17 protein-coding genes are annotated in these 17,238 nt (G+C 48.1%); 3 read left to right on the top strand and 14 right to left on the bottom strand.

Annotated features, from left to right (window positions below):
• Positions 1-30 precede the first annotated feature (30 nt).
• Together mutS and LMJ53_RS06910 are read left to right on the top strand one after the other, a co-directional pair.
• Entirely contained in the window at positions 31-2,601 is a 2,571-nt protein-coding gene (gene mutS / locus LMJ53_RS06915) for a DNA mismatch repair protein MutS (protein ID WP_229585400.1), read from the top strand.
• Positions 2,602-2,619: 18 nt separating this feature from the next.
• Positions 2,620-3,795 (top strand): benzoate/H(+) symporter BenE family transporter, encoded by a 1,176-nt coding sequence (locus tag LMJ53_RS06910; RefSeq protein WP_229585399.1) that lies wholly within the window; start codon positions 2,620-2,622, stop codon positions 3,793-3,795.
• A 284-nt stretch (positions 3,796-4,079) separates the two neighbouring features.
• Here LMJ53_RS06910 and rpoS read toward each other — a convergent pair whose 3' ends face one another.
• The 10 genes from rpoS to LMJ53_RS06860 form a co-directional block, all read right to left on the bottom strand.
• A complete protein-coding gene (rpoS, locus tag LMJ53_RS06905; RefSeq protein ID WP_229585398.1) occupies positions 4,080-5,072 on the bottom strand; it encodes an RNA polymerase sigma factor RpoS in 993 nt (330 codons plus the stop codon).
• Positions 5,073-5,166: 94 nt separating this feature from the next.
• Positions 5,167-5,925 (bottom strand): peptidoglycan DD-metalloendopeptidase family protein, encoded by a 759-nt coding sequence (locus LMJ53_RS06900; protein ID WP_229585397.1) that lies wholly within the window; start codon positions 5,923-5,925, stop codon positions 5,167-5,169.
• 90 nt (positions 5,926-6,015) lie between these two features.
• On the bottom strand, positions 6,016-6,936 hold the full coding sequence (locus LMJ53_RS06895) for a DUF368 domain-containing protein (RefSeq protein ID WP_229585396.1): 921 nt from the start codon (positions 6,934-6,936) through the stop codon (positions 6,016-6,018).
• 27 nt (positions 6,937-6,963) lie between these two features.
• Positions 6,964-7,602, bottom strand: a complete 639-nt coding sequence (locus tag LMJ53_RS06890; RefSeq protein ID WP_226749625.1) for a protein-L-isoaspartate(D-aspartate) O-methyltransferase — start codon at positions 7,600-7,602, stop codon at positions 6,964-6,966.
• A 2-nt stretch (positions 7,603-7,604) separates the two neighbouring features.
• Positions 7,605-8,357 carry a 5'/3'-nucleotidase SurE gene (gene surE / locus LMJ53_RS06885; protein WP_226749624.1) on the bottom strand — a complete coding sequence of 251 codons (753 nt, stop codon included), beginning with the start codon at positions 8,355-8,357 and terminating at the stop codon, positions 7,605-7,607.
• A complete protein-coding gene (gene truD / locus LMJ53_RS06880) occupies positions 8,358-9,440 on the bottom strand; it encodes a tRNA pseudouridine(13) synthase TruD (RefSeq protein ID WP_229585395.1) in 1,083 nt (360 codons plus the stop codon).
• Entirely contained in the window at positions 9,434-9,913 is a 480-nt protein-coding gene (gene ispF / locus LMJ53_RS06875) for a 2-C-methyl-D-erythritol 2,4-cyclodiphosphate synthase (protein ID WP_267867460.1), read from the bottom strand. The genes truD and ispF overlap by 7 nt, the downstream gene beginning before the upstream one ends.
• Positions 9,913-10,605, bottom strand: coding sequence for a 2-C-methyl-D-erythritol 4-phosphate cytidylyltransferase (gene ispD, locus LMJ53_RS06870; RefSeq protein ID WP_229585394.1), 693 nt, complete (start codon positions 10,603-10,605; stop codon positions 9,913-9,915). Before ispD ends, ispF begins: the two co-directional genes overlap by 1 nt.
• Positions 10,605-10,883 carry a cell division protein FtsB gene (gene ftsB, locus LMJ53_RS06865; RefSeq protein ID WP_229585393.1) on the bottom strand — a complete coding sequence of 93 codons (279 nt, stop codon included), beginning with the start codon at positions 10,881-10,883 and terminating at the stop codon, positions 10,605-10,607. The genes ispD and ftsB overlap by 1 nt, the downstream gene beginning before the upstream one ends.
• 65 nt (positions 10,884-10,948) lie before the next feature.
• Positions 10,949-11,602 (bottom strand): hypothetical protein, encoded by a 654-nt coding sequence (locus tag LMJ53_RS06860; protein ID WP_226749619.1) that lies wholly within the window; start codon positions 11,600-11,602, stop codon positions 10,949-10,951.
• Positions 11,603-11,796: 194 nt separating this feature from the next.
• Between LMJ53_RS06860 and LMJ53_RS06855 the strand changes: the two genes are divergently transcribed.
• The gene (locus LMJ53_RS06855) at positions 11,797-12,315 is read left to right on the top strand and encodes a DUF1569 domain-containing protein (protein WP_229585392.1); all 519 of its coding nucleotides are present in this window, start codon (positions 11,797-11,799) and stop codon (positions 12,313-12,315) included.
• Between the two features lie 25 nt (positions 12,316-12,340).
• On the opposite strand, the gene LMJ53_RS06850 is transcribed toward LMJ53_RS06855, so the two are convergent.
• From LMJ53_RS06850 to mazG, 4 genes are all read right to left on the bottom strand, one after another.
• Positions 12,341-12,946, bottom strand: coding sequence for a hypothetical protein (locus LMJ53_RS06850; protein WP_229585391.1), 606 nt, complete (start codon positions 12,944-12,946; stop codon positions 12,341-12,343).
• 205 nt (positions 12,947-13,151) lie between these two features.
• Positions 13,152-14,444: a phosphopyruvate hydratase gene (gene eno / locus LMJ53_RS06845; protein WP_226749616.1), complete on the bottom strand. Its 1,293-nt coding sequence runs from the start codon at positions 14,442-14,444 to the stop codon at positions 13,152-13,154.
• A gap of 60 nt (positions 14,445-14,504) precedes the next feature.
• The gene (locus tag LMJ53_RS06840) at positions 14,505-16,142 is read right to left on the bottom strand and encodes a CTP synthase (protein WP_229585390.1); all 1,638 of its coding nucleotides are present in this window, start codon (positions 16,140-16,142) and stop codon (positions 14,505-14,507) included.
• A gap of 301 nt (positions 16,143-16,443) precedes the next feature.
• Positions 16,444-17,220 carry a nucleoside triphosphate pyrophosphohydrolase gene (gene mazG, locus LMJ53_RS06835; RefSeq protein ID WP_324295592.1) on the bottom strand — a complete coding sequence of 259 codons (777 nt, stop codon included), beginning with the start codon at positions 17,218-17,220 and terminating at the stop codon, positions 16,444-16,446.
• Between the last annotated feature and the right edge of the window lie 18 nt (positions 17,221-17,238).

Below are 17,238 nucleotides of genomic sequence, written 5' to 3'. Positions count from 1 at the left end.
TATAATCCAACGGGACTGAATAACACCATTATGCCGTCAGACCAGAAACCGGAGCAAGCCTTAAGCGCTCATACGCCGATGATGCAACAATATCTGGCGTTGAAAAGTCAGCACCCTAGCATTTTATTGTTTTATCGGATGGGTGACTTCTACGAGCTATTTTTTGATGATGCGAAAAAGGCCTCAGCCTTATTGGATATCTCGCTGACCAAAAGAGGCCAAAGCGCCGGTGAGCCAATCCCTATGGCCGGTGTACCCTATCACGCCGTAGAAGGCTATTTAGCGCGCTTAGTTCAGCTAGGTGAGTCGGTGGCGATTTGTGAGCAAGTTGGCGATCCCGCCACCAGCAAAGGGCCAGTTGATCGTAAAGTGGTACGCATTGTCACCCCCGGCACCGTTACTGATGAAGCTTTACTCAATGCGCAACACGACAATTTATTGTGTGCCATTAGTCAAAGCCGGCAACATTTTGGTTTAGCGCAGCTGGATTTAAGCAGCGGCCGTTTTTTATTAAATCAAGTTGATAACCTTGATGATCTCGCCGCGTTATTGCAACGCTTAAATCCCGCCGAGTTGCTTTATCCGGAAGACTTTAACCAGCCACAGCTAATTGAACGCAAAGGCGCCCGTCGGCGGCCGATTTGGGAATTTGATTTGGCAACTGCCGAACGGGCATTATGCCAACAATTTGGTACACGCGATTTGCGCAGCTTTGGCGTAGAAGACGCCCCAGTGGCGTTGATGGCCGCAGGCTGTTTAATGCAATATGTTAATGATACCCAACGGGCGCAACTGCCGCATATCCGTAGTATCGCGTTAGAGCGGGCAGAAGATTATATTGTGCTTGATGCCGCCACTCGGCGAAATTTAGAACTCACCCAAACGCTCTCTGGGCAAACCGACAATACCCTGGCCAGTGTGCTGGATCATTGCCAAACGCCAATGGGCTCGCGTTTATTAAAACGCTGGATCCACGCCCCGCTGCGCGATCAACAGAAAATCAATTTACGGCTAGCGGCGGTTGCCGAGTTAACCGACGATTACGAAAGCCTGCAACCGCAGTTAAAACATATCGGTGACATAGAGCGGGTGATTGCCCGCTTGGCCTTAAAAAGCGCCAGACCACGCGATTTTGCCCGTTTGCGCCAAGCGTTAACGGCCTTGCCTAACTTGCAGCAGCAATTAACGCTCGCCCACAGCGATTTACTGCAGCGCCATGCACAGGCCAGTGCGCCGCTACCAGAACTGCTTGAGTTACTGCAACGAGCCATTGTTGAAACGCCCCCGGTGCTGATCCGCGATGGCGGTGTCATTGCCGATGGCTACGATGCGGCCTTAGATGAATGGCGAGCCTTAGCTGAAGGCGCTACAGATTATTTAAGCCAATTAGAACAACGCGAACGGGAACGCACCGGTATTAGCTCGCTGAAAGTGGGTTACAACCGAGTACACGGCTTTTATATTGAAACAGGTCGCAGTGCTGATAACAAAGTGCCGGCTGATTATATTCGTCGCCAAACGCTGAAAAATAATGAGCGTTATATTATTCCAGAGCTAAAAGCCCATGAAGACAAGGTACTGGGTAGTCAAAGCAAAGCGTTAGCGCTGGAAAAACAGCTGTACGAACAACTCTTTGTGCTGCTAAGCCCATATTTAGCCCAATTACAACACCTCGCTGACGCCTTGGCCGAGCTCGATGTATTAGCCAGTTTGGCAGAATGCGCGGTACTGCATCAATATTGTCGGCCAGAGTTGAGTACAGACATCGGCATTCACTTGCAGCAAGCGCGACATCCGGTTGTCGAACACGTTTTAAGTGAGCCCTTTATTGCAAACCCCCTGCGCTTAAACGCAGAACGGCGCATGTTAATGATTACCGGCCCCAATATGGGCGGTAAATCAACCTACATGCGACAAACCGCACTCATTACGCTGATGGCCGCTATAGGCAGTTTTGTGCCTGCCGCCTCGGCGGTCATCGGCCCCGTCGATCGGATTTTTACCCGAATTGGCGCGTCTGATGATCTGGCTTCGGGGCGTTCGACCTTTATGGTTGAGATGACCGAAACAGCAACCATTTTACATCATGCCACCGCTCAAAGCTTAGTGTTGATGGATGAAATTGGCCGAGGCACCAGCACCTATGATGGCTTAAGTTTAGCGTGGGCCTGTGCCGATTACTTAGCGAAAAAAATTAAAGCCTTAACGCTTTTTGCCACCCATTACTTTGAATTAACCGATCTTGCCGAACAGCTACCCGCCGTTGCGAATGTCCATTTAGATGCAGTAGAGCATGGTGAGCATATTGTGTTTATGCATAATGTGCAGGACGGTGCCGCCAGTAAGAGTTTTGGTTTGCAAGTGGCACAACTTGCCGGTGTACCCAAGGCTGTGATCCAACAAGCGAAACAAAAACTGCACCAACTGGAACTGCAACCCAGTGTCGCCGCAAAGCCGGCAACGGGCAGTGAAGCACAATTGCCGTTGTTAGAAGCAGAGCACCCGCTACTGGCGCAATTAAGACAGATCGACCCAGATGAACTGAGCGCCCGTCAGGCGTTAGATTTACTCTATCAACTTAAAAAACAATTGGACGCCTAACACGCCTAAGGGATCAAGATGCTATTAAAAGACGTGAGTGTGTCTGCTATTGTTGCGGGCTTTGTTGCGGTACTAGTCGGTTTTGCCAGCTCAGTTGCCATCGTGTTTCAAGCCGCCGCTGCGGCCGGTGCCAGTAGCGAGATCATTGCCTCGTGGTTATTAGCCTTAGGTATCGGCATGGCGGCCACCTGTATTGGGCTATCTTGGTACTATAAAGCGCCGATTATTACCGCATGGTCAACACCTGGCGCCGCCTTATTAGCGGGCAGCCTGCAAGGACTGAGCATTGCCGAAGCAACCGGGGTGTTTATTTTCACTGCGGCATTGGGTTTAATCATTGGCTTAAGTGGCATGTTTGAACGCCTGACACGGCTGATCCCGCCCTCATTAGCCAGCGCGATGCTGGCGGGGATCTTACTGCAATTTGGTTTTGCGATCTTTCAATCCATGCAAAGTGAAATGCTGCTGGTCGCCATTATGTGCCTCAGCTATGTGATTGCCAAAGCGACTGTGCCACGGTATGCCATTTTGCTGGTATTAGTGAGCGGCTTGGTTACGGTCATCGCCGGTGGGCAATTAGATTTGTCGCACTTAGAGCTCAGCATCACTCGCCCTGTTTGGGTGAGCCCTGAGTTCTCTCTCAGTGCCATGCTGGGTGTAGGCTTACCGTTATTATTGGTGACAATGGCCTCCCAGAACATCCCCGGAGTGGCAGTGATCCGCGCCAGCGGTTACCAAACACCGGTGTCGCCAATCATTGTTAGTACCTCACTTAGTACCTTATTACTGGCACCATGGGGCGCGTTCTCGATTAATCTCGCCGCCATTACGGCTGCGATTTGCACCGGTACAGAGGCACACCCTGATGCCAAGAAACGCTACATTGCCGGTATTGCCGCCGGTGTGTCTTATTTAATTGCGGGTTTAGCCGGCGCAACCGTAGTGGCGCTATTTGCCGCATTTCCGCAAACCATGATTGCCGCCTTAGCCGGTTTAGCCTTGATCAGCACTATTGCCAGTAATTTACAAACCACTACCGCCGATCCTGACTATCGCGAAGCGGCCGTGATTACCTTACTGGTAACAGCGTCAGGCGTCAGTTTCTTTGATATTGCGGCGGCGTTTTGGGGACTGATAGCCGGTTTAATCACGGTGTTAGTGCAAAAATTAGGACAGCGCTTCATCAGTGCCTAAGACAACAGATAACAACTCGCGGTTAAATCGTGTTGAATCGGTTAAAACTACAATGCACAAAGCAAGTTAGCAAGTTAGCAAGTTAGCAAGTTAGCAAGTTAGCAAGTTAGCAAGTTAGCAAGTTAGCAAGTTAGCAAGTTAGCAAGTTAGCAAGTTAGCAAGGTATGAGATTAAGAGCATGCTAAAAGCATGTCGTTTTGAAAGATAAACAATCAGCAAAAAATCAGCCGCAAGCCACTGCAATTCAGCGCTTAGTGAGGGACTAAGCGCTGCTGTTATCGCCTTTATTCTTGAAACAGCGTTTCGATATTTAACCCCTGATGCGTCACAATTTCACGCAACCGGCGTAAGGCTTCAACCTGAATTTGCCGCACGCGTTCCCGCGTTAAACCAATTTCACGCCCTACATCTTCCAGCGTAGAAGGTTCATATCCCAGCAAACCAAAGCGTCGTGCTAATACTTCACGTTGTTTTGGATTAAGCTCTTCCAGCCAAATCACCAGATGTTGTTTGATGTCTTGATCTTGCAGTTCTAGCTCGGGGCCTAATTCTTTTTCATCAGCAATAACATCAAGTAGTTGTTTTTCTGAAGCGCCAGCCACTGGTACATCAACTGAAGTGATTTTTTCATTCAGCTTCAGCATTTTACGGACATCTTCAACCGGCTTATCTAACGAGGCGGCAATTTCTTCTGCGGTGGGTTCATGATCTAATTTTTGTGATAACTCACGCGCCGCACGTAAATAAATATTCAGCTCTTTCACCACATGAATAGGTAAACGGATCGTGCGCGTTTGATTCATAATGGCGCGTTCGATAGTTTGACGGATCCACCAGGTCGCATAAGTTGAAAAGCGAAAACCGCGTTCAGGATCAAACTTCTCTACGGCACGGATCAGGCCTAAATTGCCTTCTTCAATCAAATCCAGTAGGGCTAAACCACGATTAATATAACGACGCGCTATTTTTACCACTAAACGTAAGTTGCTTTCGATCATGCGTTTGCGGGCGGCTTGATCACCTTTTAGCGATAGGCGGGAAAAATACACTTCTTCTTCAGCAGACAACAGCGGTGAAAAACCAATTTCACCCAAATAAATCTGTGTCGCATCCATCGATTTTTGACTGTCATCCCTGACGAAAATTTCGTCTAGGGTGCCTTCGTCTTGCGATAACTCTTGTAACTCCGGTTCAGCGTCTTCATCCTCAGCTAACACATTGTCATCATTCAGATCGTCGTCTTTAGCGTCAGTTAATTTGTGTTCTTTACTTGTCATATCCACTTACCCCACACTTATTTACACACCTTAGGTGTGCAATGCTTCCATGCAAATGATTAATTATTATTGTTTTTATTATTAGGTTTCACGGTTATCTCGGCAAATACCGTAACGGGTCAACCGATTGGCCACGAAATCTAATTTCAAAGTGTAACCGTGTATCCGCCGCATCGGTATCACCCATTTCGGCTATTTGTTGCCCCGCTTTAACTTCTTGGCGTTCCTTGACCAAAAGCCGTTTATTGTGGGCATAGGCACTAAGGTAATCATCGTTGTGCTTAATAATGATTAAGTTGCCATAGCCTCGTAGCGCATTACCGGCATACACAACCTGACCATCGGCAGCAGCATTAATACGACTGCCCGCACTACCACCAATATCCACCCCTTTATTGCCCTGCTCAGCCGTTGAAAAACGCGCCAAAATGGGACCTTTTACAGGCCATTGCCAGCTTACTCGCCCAACTGCAGTACTAGCAGGTTGAGTAACATTGACAGGTGGCTTCTCTTGAACATACCCCTTTTGCGAGCTAGCTGCAACCGATTTCACGGTAGAACTTTTGCTCGTGGCAGGCGTGACTGGACCTTTAATGTTGGCGGCAGTACCGGCTTGCAGCTGAATAATCTGCCCCGGATAAATGGTGTAAGGCGCTTTGATATTATTGCGTGCAGCGACAGTGCGAAAATCTTGTCCTGCCCTAAAAGCAATAGAGTATAAGGTGTCACCGCGTTGTACTTGGTAACTGCGGCCACTTAGCGTTTGTTGTTGGCGTAATTGATGTTGCTGTTTGCGAATTTCCAGCGTGGTGACTGGCGCCGGAGTCGACGAACCGGCGCAGCCCGTTAACAACAGGACTGCAGCAATAGCTATCCAGCCAAAACCGTTCAGGGTTTCGGGCAGAGATAGTGTGCTAACTGCGCAAGACCTGACAATAATAGTTTACTCCTTGCTCTGTCCTACTACAGCACCGTCCGTTGCGGGTCGCTCAGGTTCAGCGCCCAACCACTTTTCAAGATTCAGTAGTGCCAGCATCACAAACACTGCACTGGCAAAACATAACAATGCCAGCAGCAGATCATTATGACCAAACGCTATCGCATAACGGCTTGGTGAATACATGAACTCACCCGCTTGCCAAGGCCAAAGCCGATACATGGCGCCAACGACGACGCCCGTTAACAACGCCAGAGTGGCATCATGGTAGCGCTGTAATAACCACTTTAACACATGCGAAAAACTTAATAAGCCCAGAACGCAACCACTAGCAAACAGCGCCAGCACCGAAAAATGTAACTCACGAATGGCTAATATCACGGGGGCATACATGCCCGAGATTAACAAAATAAAGCTACCAGAAATGCCCGGTAAAATCATGGCACAGATCGCCACGGCACCGGCGACAAAAAACATCCAACTAGAAGGTTGTAGATCAACTGGCGAGAGCATCCCGACAAAGACTGCTAGCACACTGCCTAATACCGCTAGCACAGCACGACTGACTGACCACTTTACTGAGCGTAACAAAAACGGTAACGCCGTTAAGATCAAGCCATTAAAAAAGGCCCACAAGGGTACAGGCCGATGCTCTAACAACCAGCTGATCAGCGAGGCGAGGGAAAAAATACTGAGGAAAATCCCGGCAAACAAACACAACACAAAAGTGCCATCGATATGCCGCCACAATTGCTGAAATCGTCCTTTAAGTAACAGTTGAAACGCCTGTACATTTATCGCGCTAATTGCGCCTAATAAACGTTCATAAATACCCAAAATAAACGCAAGCGTGCCGCCCGAAACGCCCGGCACTACATCCGCCGCCCCCATAGCGAGACCTTTAATCAGCCATTGCAGATACTTCATACACTTCCTGTTTGCACATTGTGCTGGTTACGCCAGATCGCCTGGCACTAAGGGAACAAACCTTACGGTTTCAATATCTTGTTTTTGCCACTGTTCGCCGTTTCGCTGATAAACACGTAACACTTGTTGTTCCGCACCCACGGGGATCACTAAACGCCCGCCATCGGTTAATTGCTCTAACAAGGCTTGCGGCACATCCACCGGCGCAGCGGTAACAATAATGCTATCAAAGGGCCCTTTCGTCGGCCAGCCTAACCAGCCATCACCGTGCTTCATCGACACATTGTGTAAATCTTGCGCTTGTAAACGGCGCTTCGCTTGAAACTGTAACGATTTAATACGCTCGACACTGCAAACATGACTGAATAACCGAGCCAAAATGGCAGTTTGGTAACCCGAGCCCGTACCAATTTCGAGTACTTTGCCGCAACTGCCGCCATGCAGCAACAGCTCGGTCATACGTGCCACAATATAAGGTTGCGAAATGGTTTGCCCCAAGCCAATGGGCAAGGCCGTATTCTCATAAGCTTTGTGTGCCAGCACTGGCTCAACAAAGAGATGGCGCGGTGTTTGCGCAATAGCGCTCAGTACACGGGCATCGGTGATGCCATCAGCTTGAAGTTTTTGCGCTAACATCTGCGCACTACGTAAGGTAACGACTGCCATAATTACAATGGGATCCCCTCTAACCAATGTGCCAAGGTTTCCATACTTTTATAGGCAGACATATCAACATGTAATGGTGTGACTGAAGCATAACCATTTGCAATGGCATGAAAATCCGTGCCTTCACCAGCGTCTAATTCTGGCCCTAAAGAGCCGTACCAATAAATTTTTCGACCCCAAGGATCGGTTGAGCTACTCATGGTTTCGGCTTTATGCCGACGGCCAAGCCGCGTCACCTGAATACCTTTTAGTTCGTGCAAAGGAATCGCCGGCACATTGATATTCAAGATTTGATCAGCAGGTAACGGATGTGATTGTAGTTTACGGATCACTTCAACGGTCACATGCGCCGCCGTAGCAAAATGCTGTTCTTCACGCCCAGCAAGCGATACGGCGATAGCCGGTAAGCCAAGGTGTCGGCCCTCTGTCGCGGCGGCTACGGTGCCAGAATACAACACGTCATCCCCGAGGTTTGCCCCATGATTGATGCCGGCAACCACTAAATCGGGTGTGAAATCTAATAATTGGCTAATGGCTAAATGGACACAATCGGTTGGGGTGCCATTTACCGCAATAAAGCCGTTGTCTAAGGTTTGTGTGCGCAGCGGATTAAGTAAGGTCAACGAATTACTGGCACCACTGCAGTTACGATCGGGTCCTACGGTCGTGACTTCAGCAATTTGTAATAATGCTTGCTGTAATACTTGAATACCACGGGCATGCACCCCGTCATCGTTACTCAGTAAAATGCGCATTTAACACTCCATTTGTGCAAGATCGCGGGCAATGTCACGATAAGACACTAACTCTCGCAGGACACTCGTTGCAAAACACCCTGCTGGTAAAGCAAACTGCAAGGTCACCGTATCAGCTTCGACTGTAGCGCTGACAGACTCGGGGATCACGCGCATCGCCCGTCGGCCAACTTGCACCCGCAGTAATTCTAAACCGCTCACCCAGTGCTGCCAGGGCGCAACCACCTGCTGTTCAAATAAAGCGGCGTCTGCACTGACTAACGCCTTACCCTCACCACATAAAGGTGCGGTGAGATGAATATCGGCGCTGTCGAGCCGCTGTTGCAACACCGCGTCGGGTTCAGTAACCGGAAAAATCGAGCCAGAACCGTTTAGCTGCACCACATCCCCAGCCATTAATTGCTGAAAAAGACCTTGTTGGATCCGCGCTGACAGAACCTGATTGAACAAAAAAGAGCGGCTCGCCGATAGTGCTAAACCGCGTAATTGCCGATCTGCGATACTTTCGCCCTGAAACAAACGCTCAGCGAGGTGTAAATTTCCGCCAGCCATACCAAAGCGTTGCTCACCATAATAATTAGGTACTCCGGCTTCGAGTAAAGGTAACTTGGCCATTAGCGCAGGTACATCAGATACTTGTGTTAAGCGTAAAGTAAAATGATTGCGCTTTAAAGCTCCTAGGCGCAATTTACGGTAATGCCGTACCATCTGTAAAATGTTTGAGCCTTCAATTTGCCAGGTTTGCCAGTCCAGTTCTTGCTTGATGGGCCATTTAAAACAAAACCATTGCTGCGTGACCGCATGCCGATCTTTTAAACCCGCATAGCTAATATCGCGCACGCGTAAACCGGTTAAACGCGCCAGCTCGCGGGCAATAAACTGGGTATTTTGCCCGGTTTTCTCAATTTGCAGTAGAATATGTTCACCGGCACCGCTCGGCGTAAAATTAAGTTCTTCCACCACTAAAAAATCAGCAGCTGCCGCTCGAATCGCGGCGCGAATCTGCGGTTGACCGTGTAAATAAGCTAACTCAGCTTGCGCAGGAAAAGACGGATGACTTAAAGCGGTTTCAGTGTTCAGCATGAGGTTAATAACACCACGGCGGCAACCGCGATACCCTCTTTACGACCGACAAAACCCAGTTGCTCGGTGGTGGTCGCTTTAACATTAACTTGATCAGGCTGACACTGCAGATCGGTAGCAATACAGGCACACATATCGGCAATGTGCGGTGCCATCTTCGGTGCTTGCGCCATAATGGTAATATCCACATTACCAATCTGATAGCCGCGTTGCTGCACTTCATTGAACACGTTACGTAATAAGATACGGCTATCAATGCCGGCGTAAGCCGCGTCAGTGTCTGGAAAATGCTTGCCAATATCACCCAGCGCTACCGCACCTAATAAGGCATCGGCCAACGCATGTAGCACCACATCACCATCGGAGTGTGCAACGAGCCCTTGATGATAAGGAATTTTGATACCGCCCAGCGTCACTGGACCTTCGCCGCCAAAGGCATGTACATCGAAACCATGACCAATACGCATTGTCATTATTGATTTTGCTCCAAATAAAACGCTGCCAGCTGCAGATCGGCCGGCCGCGTAATTTTAAGATTATCACTGTGTCCTTCGACTAACAGAACCGGCTCATTTGCCCATTCCATAGCCGACGCTTCATCGGTGATCACCACGTTGGCCGCTAACGCAGCTTGGATATTCGCTCTGAGTAAGGCCGTAGGAAAAAACTGTGGTGTAAGCGCATGCCATAAATGCTCGCGCTCTACCGTAGCATTAATTAAGCTTTGGCCACGTTTCATGGTATCACGGACTGGCGTTGCTAAAATACCACCATGCCCAACCTCAAGGCAGCGCTGGATCAGTAACTCGATATCTTGCGGACGCACTAAAGGTCGCGCAGCATCATGCACAAGTACCCAAGGCATTTTTTCAGCATCTATCGCTAACAGCGCATTTAATACCGAGTGCACCCGCTCTGCACCACCATCAACTCGCACAATATTTTCAGCGGTTAAGCCGGTAGCGGCAAAATAGGGATCGTCTGGGCTTAGCGCTAAATATAACTGCTGCACGGCGCCAAGGGCTAACACCGGTTTAACACTGTGCTCTAAAATGGTTTTGCCGTGTAAGCGCAAGTACTGCTTGGGTTTATCGGCTTGCATACGCTGGCCAACCCCAGCGGCGGGGATCACGGCGGCAATCGCCGGAAAAGATTTTAATGACATTACGGTGTCCGCGGTACTATCCGAAAAAAAACTTCATCTTCAGCAATCAGGCCAAGCTCGTTGCGAGCTCGCTCTTCTATCGCTTCCAATCCCTGGCGTAAATCATCAACATCCGCCAACAACATACGATTACGCTTAATCAACTCCTGATTACTCGCTTGCTGAGTGGCTATTTCTTCCTGCTGACGCAGGTAATCTGTCACACTGAGCTGACCAAACCAAAGCCGGTATTGTAAGGCCGCTAACACGATGAGCAACAGCACGATTAATATGCGCATAACTAAACCGTTATTTCTGTTTGAGCTTATTATGAAGCGTTAAATAGCTACTGCAAAGCTTTATATCAGCTGCTTTGCCCCAAATGTGGCCGAGCGAAATTACGCCAATTTAGGCGGCTAGCCAATAAAAGTTCACGCAAGGTGAGTAAACGCGGTTCTTTTTTTTGTAAGTTTAACCACTGATGGCCACAACAAGCGGCGGTCATAATGTTCTTGTCTGGTTTAAGTAAAAACAACTTACTGTTGTCCTCGGCTAAGGGCATGCCACTAAACGAAAACCAACCATACTGATTACAATGCAAACGCTGCTCTGTTACATCCACTTCATCAACACTGTCTAACACGATATGTTCAAGGGTTTTATCTTCGCAGTAAAGCGGTACAATCAAACCAGGTTTCGCGGCTTTGCTGTAAAAAGCCAGGATCGGATCGGCCGCCTGTTTACTGGCCGGACAGCGTTTAAATTGTTTGCCATACCAAGACGCATTTTGACTATCGAGCGCCAAATTAGCAGGGTATTGCAAAATACTGCTGGCAGCACGCCGAATATAAAAAGGTAAACTGGCGATGCGTTTTGGCAACTGTGCTAATTCTGAGCTGGGGGTGGCCGCCAAACGAAATAGCTCACGCTCATACAGAGCATTACACAGCTCAGTATAAGTTTGATTGGCCGCGGTTGCTTGCCAAAAATGTGGTTGATTTTCGTGCATCATCGTCATGTAGCGATGTTAGCCAATAGCCTGATTATTGTAAAAGCCTAAATGCATCTGTTAAGCAGAAAAACCGCTCTGTATGAAAAAACCGTCGCAGCAAAGCGCTAATCCGCCGGGCTATCGCTGCAGACTGGACGCTCGCGCCGAAAAACGGTAGTTTAAGCGCCAGTCACACCAACGTTAGCTATAGAATAGGTCCGATGAATCGTCGTCAATTTTTACGCACCGCCGCTTTTACCCCCTTGGTTGTCGTGCTGGGCAGCAAATTTGTTGCGACCTTACGGCATTACCCTCTGACCGATCTGCAACAACGTTTACGCGCAATGCAACCGGATCGACTCCATAGTATGGGGAACTGGAATGTGAGTCAGATTTTTCAACATTGCGCGCAAAACCTGCGTTACTCTATTGTGGGTTATCCGCAGCATCACTCGGTATTACAAAAAAATATCGTGGGCAAATTAGCGTTAAATTTTTATGCCGCAACGGGCAGTATGCCTGCAGCCCAGGGGCAGCCTATTCCTGGCGCACCGCCACTGGCCGCAGAGGTACCGAATGATGTGGCACTACGTGAGTTAATGTTTGAATTACAAGAATTTATTAATTGGCAGGGCGAATTAGCCGCGCATTTTGCTTACGGTAGCCTTACCAAGGCGCAATACTACAAAGTGCATGCGTTATTTTTAGAGCAACAGTTGCAGCAGATTGTCTCTCGCTAAGATCTGGCTTTGGCCAGTACGGGTGTTAACGCAATTCAATGGCTTTATCGCGTAACTCATATTCACTGCTACCGACGCCGCTACCAAACGACTCACACTTGATCTGTACGCGGTAACCATAAAAGCTGTTATCTGCCGGATCAGGATGGCCTTGCTTATTTAAGCGTAAAGTCACGGCATTCGGGCCATAAAAATGTTTCAGATCCTCGGGATGATACTTTTGCCGTAAAGCATCAAGCTGCTCTGCGGCTACCTCTAAACACTGCTTGGGTGTCTCTGCTAGCTGAGCTTGGCTTTGTAACACAATCCAGTGCGCCTGTTGCTGTCGATTAAAATACACATTTAACAAGGTTTCACCGTCCGCTGCATTACGCTGTGCCTGACACTGTGTTTTTACACATTTAAATGCGGCTACACTGCCATCTTTGCTCTGTTCGCTGTGACTAAATTGATGTTTTAATAATCGTTCTACCGTGGCTTTACTCATACCTAACTGTAAGCCATTAATTTGCACTTGGGCTAAATCAATCTCACTTAATGTTGGGCTTTGTTTAGCTTGCGCCGAGGTGATGCTGATGAAACCGGCACCTAATACTGCATAACATATCCGAATCAAAGCGTGTCTTCTCATAGCAAACCTAAAAAGTTATTAGATATATTGACTATAACGCAGCCATAACGTTTCGGCGGGAAAATTTCAATAAAGCTGCAGCAGCTTTGATCTTCATCATATTTTATGCGTTAAGCACAATAAGGAGAGCGCTCTACATCAGCATTGTGCATGCCGCGAGCAGTCATACCGGTAGCCTGGCGGCTACCGGGAAACAAAGCCTAAATTACTGGCCTTTGATTTCGCTACGGCCTTTGTAGGGGGCCTTGCTGCCTAACTCTTGTTCGATACGCAGTAATTGATTGTACTTCGCAACGCGATCTGAACGACACAGTGAACCGGTCTTAATTTGACCGGCTGCGGTACCCACGGCTAAATCCGCAATAAAGGCATCTTCGGTTTCGCCGCTACGGTGTGAAATAACCGCAGTAAAGCCCGCGTCTTTAGCCATTTTAATAGCGGCTAAGGTTTCGGTTAACGAGCCAATTTGATTAAACTTAATCAAAATTGAGTTACCGATGCCCTGCTCAATACCGCGTGTCAGGATCTTGGTATTGGTAACAAACAGATCGTCACCGACTAATTGCACTTTAGTGCCAATTTTGTTGGTTAAATCTTTCCAGCCATCCCAATCACTTTCGTCTAAACCATCTTCAATAGAAACGATCGGATAACGCTGTGATAAACCGGCTAAGTAATCATTGAAACCATAGGAATCAAAGCTTTTGTTCTCGCCGCTTAACACGTACTGACCGTTTTTATAAAACTCAGAGGCTGCACAATCTAAGGCTAACGTAATGTCTTTATCCATTTCGTAGCCGGCGGCTTTTACCGCTTCAACGATAACCGATAAAGCTTCTTCGTTAGATTTCAGATCAGGTGCAAAACCGCCTTCATCACCCACTGCAGTGTTTAAACCGCGTTTTTGCAGTTCTTTTTTCAAGCTATGGAAAATCTCAGCGCCCATGCGTAATGCTTCAGCGAAGGTTTTAGCGCCGACAGGCTGCACCATAAACTCTTGAATATCAACGTTATTGTCAGCGTGCTCGCCACCGTTGATGATATTCATCATCGGTACTGGCATGCTGTAAACACCCGAAGTGCCATTTAAATCAGCAATGTGTTGATACAACGGGATCTTTTTATCGGCAGCGGCAGCACGCGCTACGGCCAGTGATACCGCTAAAATGGCGTTGGCGCCTAATTTTGATTTGGTTTCAGTACCGTCTAAATCGATCATGATCTGATCGATGTCAGCTTGTTGGTAAGCATTTTTGCCGACTAACGCTGCTTGGATCGGGCCATCAATATTGGCAACCGCTTTTAATACGCCCTTGCCCAAATAACGGCTTTTATCACCATCACGTAGTTCTAATGCTTCGCGTGAACCGGTTGAGGCACCTGAAGGTGCGCAACCGCGCCCCATCACACCACTGGTCAAGTACACATCCGCTTCGACTGTTGGGTTACCGCGTGAGTCTACGATTTCGCGGGCAATAATTTTTGCAATTTCTGACATAATTTAAGATCCCCTTGATAAAGACAAAAAAGCCGTGTTATCCAACACGGCTTGCTAAAGTTATACGCGCTGCTGTTTTTGAAACTTATGCGCAGCGGCTACAAAGCTTTGGAACAATGGATGGCCATCGCGCGGCGTCGAGTTAAACTCCGGATGGAACTGACCTGCCACAAACCAAGGATGATCGGGTATTTCAATCATCTCAACCAGCTGATTATCAGCTGATAAACCAGAAATTACCAAGCCGGCAGCTTCTAATTTTGGTCTTAAATTGTTATTCACTTCATAACGGTGGCGATGACGTTCTTGAATCACCGCTTGACCATAAATACTAAAGGCTTTGGTATCGGCAACCAAATTACAGTTTTGGCTACCCAAGCGCATGGTGCCGCCCAGATCAGAGTCGTTAGTACGCACTTCAACTGAGCCATCTGCATCGCGCCATTCTGTGATCAAACCGACCACCGGATACGGTGTTTCTTTATTAAATTCAGTAGAGTGAGCTTCTGGCATACCCGCCACGTTACGCGCATATTCAATTAAAGCGACTTGCATACCTAAACAAATGCCCAAATAAGGTACTTTGTTTTCGCGAGCAAATTGCGCCGCTAAAATTTTACCTTCAACACCGCGCTCACCAAAGCCACCCGGTACTAAGATACCGTCTAAGCCGCTTAACATGGCAGGGCCTTTGCTCTTAATATCTTGCGAGTCGATGTATTTAATATTAACGGTAACGCGATTTTTTAAACCGGCATGACCCAAAGCTTCGTTCACCGATTTATACGCATCGGGTAACTCCACATACTTACCAACCATACCTATGGTGATCTCGCCCGTCGGGTTCGACTCTTGGTATAACACCTGTTCCCATTCCGCTAAATCGGCTTCAGGTGCATCGATATGGAAACGACGACAGACTAAATCGTCTAAGCCTTGTGATTTCAACAAAGCCGGGATTTGATAAATACTTGAAACGTCTTTTAGCGAAATAACCGCTTTTTCTTCAACATTAGTAAACAGCGCTATTTTAGCCCGTTCGTTATTCGGGATCGCCCGATCGGAACGGCAAACCAGAATATCAGGTTGAATACCGATAGAACGCAGCTCTTTTACCGAGTGTTGCGTCGGCTTGGTTTTGATCTCGCCAGCCGTGCCTAAGTAAGGCACCAAGGTTAAATGCATAAACAAGGTGCGCTCACGGCCCACTTCGGTACCCAGCTGACGAATAGCTTCTAAGAAAGGTAGCGATTCAATATCACCGACCGTACCGCCAATTTCGACAATGGCAATATCATAGCCATCGGCACCGGCAACCACGCGGTTTTTAATTTCGTTAGTGATATGCGGAATAACTTGAATGGTGGCCCCTAAATAGTCACCACGACGCTCACGGCGCAATACGTCAGCGTAGATGCGGCCTTGCGTAAAGTTATTTAGCTTCGTCATTTTAGTGCGAATAAAGCGCTCGTAGTGCCCCAAATCCAGATCCGTTTCCGCACCATCTTCGGTAACGAAAACTTCACCATGTTGGATCGGGCTCATCGTGCCAGGATCGACGTTAATGTAAGGATCCAATTTCAGCAGAGTGACATTTAAACCACGCGCTTCCAGAATTGCCGCCAGCGATGCCGCAGCAATGCCTTTACCTAGAGATGAGACAACCCCACCCGTCACAAAAATATATCGTGTCGCCATAAGACCCCAGAAACGCAGTAATAGAAGATTTCGCCAAACAAAAAAAGCATTTAGCACCGATAAAACTATCGGTTGCTGTTAAAACAAGGGCTTAAAATGTTTGGTATCAGGACGGGAGGAAAGTATAGCAAAGGGCGAACAGCGGCTCAATCTAAAGCTGTGTTAGTCGTTAAATAATTGCACGACGTAAAGCAGGTAAGACCAGCAAGTCGCAATGCAACAAGCAAATCGCACAACCGTTTACTTATAGCCGGAGATTTAGGCTGTCATTACCGCCGTAAGCATGGCCACTAAGCCGCCATTATGACGGTTGGCGCTTTACCTGCTGCCAAATCTGTTCCATTTCGTCCAAAGAGGCCTGTTCAGTGCTGCGGCCTTGCTCGGCAAGCGTCAGCTCGACCGCGCGAAAGCGCTTTTCAAACTTACTGTTCGCTGCACGTAATACCGCTTCGGGATCCAGTTTATGCTTGCGCACCACATTCACCAGCGCAAACATTAAATCGCCGAGTTCTTCAGTGAGCTCGGCACTGCCCGGGGCGGTTTGTTCAACTTCTAAAATCTCTTCTTTCACCTTATCCCAGCAGCCGCTAACATCCGGCCAATCAAAACCGACATTTGCACAGCGTTTTTGCAGCTTATAAGCACGGCTTAATGCCGGCATCGCTTGCGGAATATTATCCAGCACGCTGTGTTGCCCGCTTTCTTTACGCTCCGTGCTTTTCAGGGCTTCCCAATTTTTTAGCACGGTGTCGGCATCTTCTGCACTGAGATTGCCAAACACATGCGGATGCCGACGCTCTAATTTATCGCAAATGGCCGTGACACAATCCTCAAACTGAAAGCGGCCTTCTTCTTTAGCTAACTGGGCATAAAACACCACTTGAAACAGCAGATCGCCTAATTCATCTTTTAGCTCATCAAAGCTATCACGCGCGATGGCATCTGCCACTTCATAGGCCTCTTCTAACGTGTAAGGCACAATGCTGGCGTAACTTTGTTTCAGATCCCACGGACAGCCGCTGACAGGATCGCGCAATGCCGACATGATGCTTAACAAGCGTGAGATGGGTTCAGACACGGCTAACTCTTCTTATAC

It is taken from the genome of Rheinheimera sp. UJ51 (assembly GCF_020819615.1).
Classification (GTDB): Bacteria; Pseudomonadota; Gammaproteobacteria; order Enterobacterales; family Alteromonadaceae; genus Alishewanella; species Alishewanella maricola.
The sequence above is the reverse complement of the archived record's forward strand: the minus strand, read 5'-3'. Positions and strand labels throughout refer to the sequence as shown.

Coding starts and splice junctions, on each gene's coding strand:
- LMJ53_RS06855 (WP_229585392.1), top strand. CDS start 11,797: ATGAATCGTCGTCAATTTTTACGCACCGCCGCTTTTACCCCCTTGGTT.
- LMJ53_RS06890 (WP_226749625.1), bottom strand. CDS start 7,602: ATGGCAGTCGTTACCTTACGTAGTGCGCAGATGTTAGCGCAAAAACTT.
- ispD (WP_229585394.1), bottom strand. CDS start 10,605: ATGTCATTAAAATCTTTTCCGGCGATTGCCGCCGTGATCCCCGCCGCT.
- eno (WP_226749616.1), bottom strand. CDS start 14,444: ATGTCAGAAATTGCAAAAATTATTGCCCGCGAAATCGTAGACTCACGC.
- LMJ53_RS06895 (WP_229585396.1), bottom strand. CDS start 6,936: ATGAAGTATCTGCAATGGCTGATTAAAGGTCTCGCTATGGGGGCGGCG.
- ispF (WP_267867460.1), bottom strand. CDS start 9,913: ATGACAATGCGTATTGGTCATGGTTTCGATGTACATGCCTTTGGCGGC.
- surE (WP_226749624.1), bottom strand. CDS start 8,357: ATGCGCATTTTACTGAGTAACGATGACGGGGTGCATGCCCGTGGTATT.
- truD (WP_229585395.1), bottom strand. CDS start 9,440: ATGCTGAACACTGAAACCGCTTTAAGTCATCCGTCTTTTCCTGCGCAA.
- ftsB (WP_229585393.1), bottom strand. CDS start 10,883: ATGCGCATATTAATCGTGCTGTTGCTCATCGTGTTAGCGGCCTTACAA.
- LMJ53_RS06860 (WP_226749619.1), bottom strand. CDS start 11,602: ATGACGATGATGCACGAAAATCAACCACATTTTTGGCAAGCAACCGCG.
- LMJ53_RS06910 (WP_229585399.1), top strand. CDS start 2,620: ATGCTATTAAAAGACGTGAGTGTGTCTGCTATTGTTGCGGGCTTTGTT.
- mutS (WP_229585400.1), top strand. CDS start 31: ATGCCGTCAGACCAGAAACCGGAGCAAGCCTTAAGCGCTCATACGCCG.
- LMJ53_RS06840 (WP_229585390.1), bottom strand. CDS start 16,142: ATGGCGACACGATATATTTTTGTGACGGGTGGGGTTGTCTCATCTCTA.
- rpoS (WP_229585398.1), bottom strand. CDS start 5,072: ATGACAAGTAAAGAACACAAATTAACTGACGCTAAAGACGACGATCTG.
- LMJ53_RS06850 (WP_229585391.1), bottom strand. CDS start 12,946: ATGAGAAGACACGCTTTGATTCGGATATGTTATGCAGTATTAGGTGCC.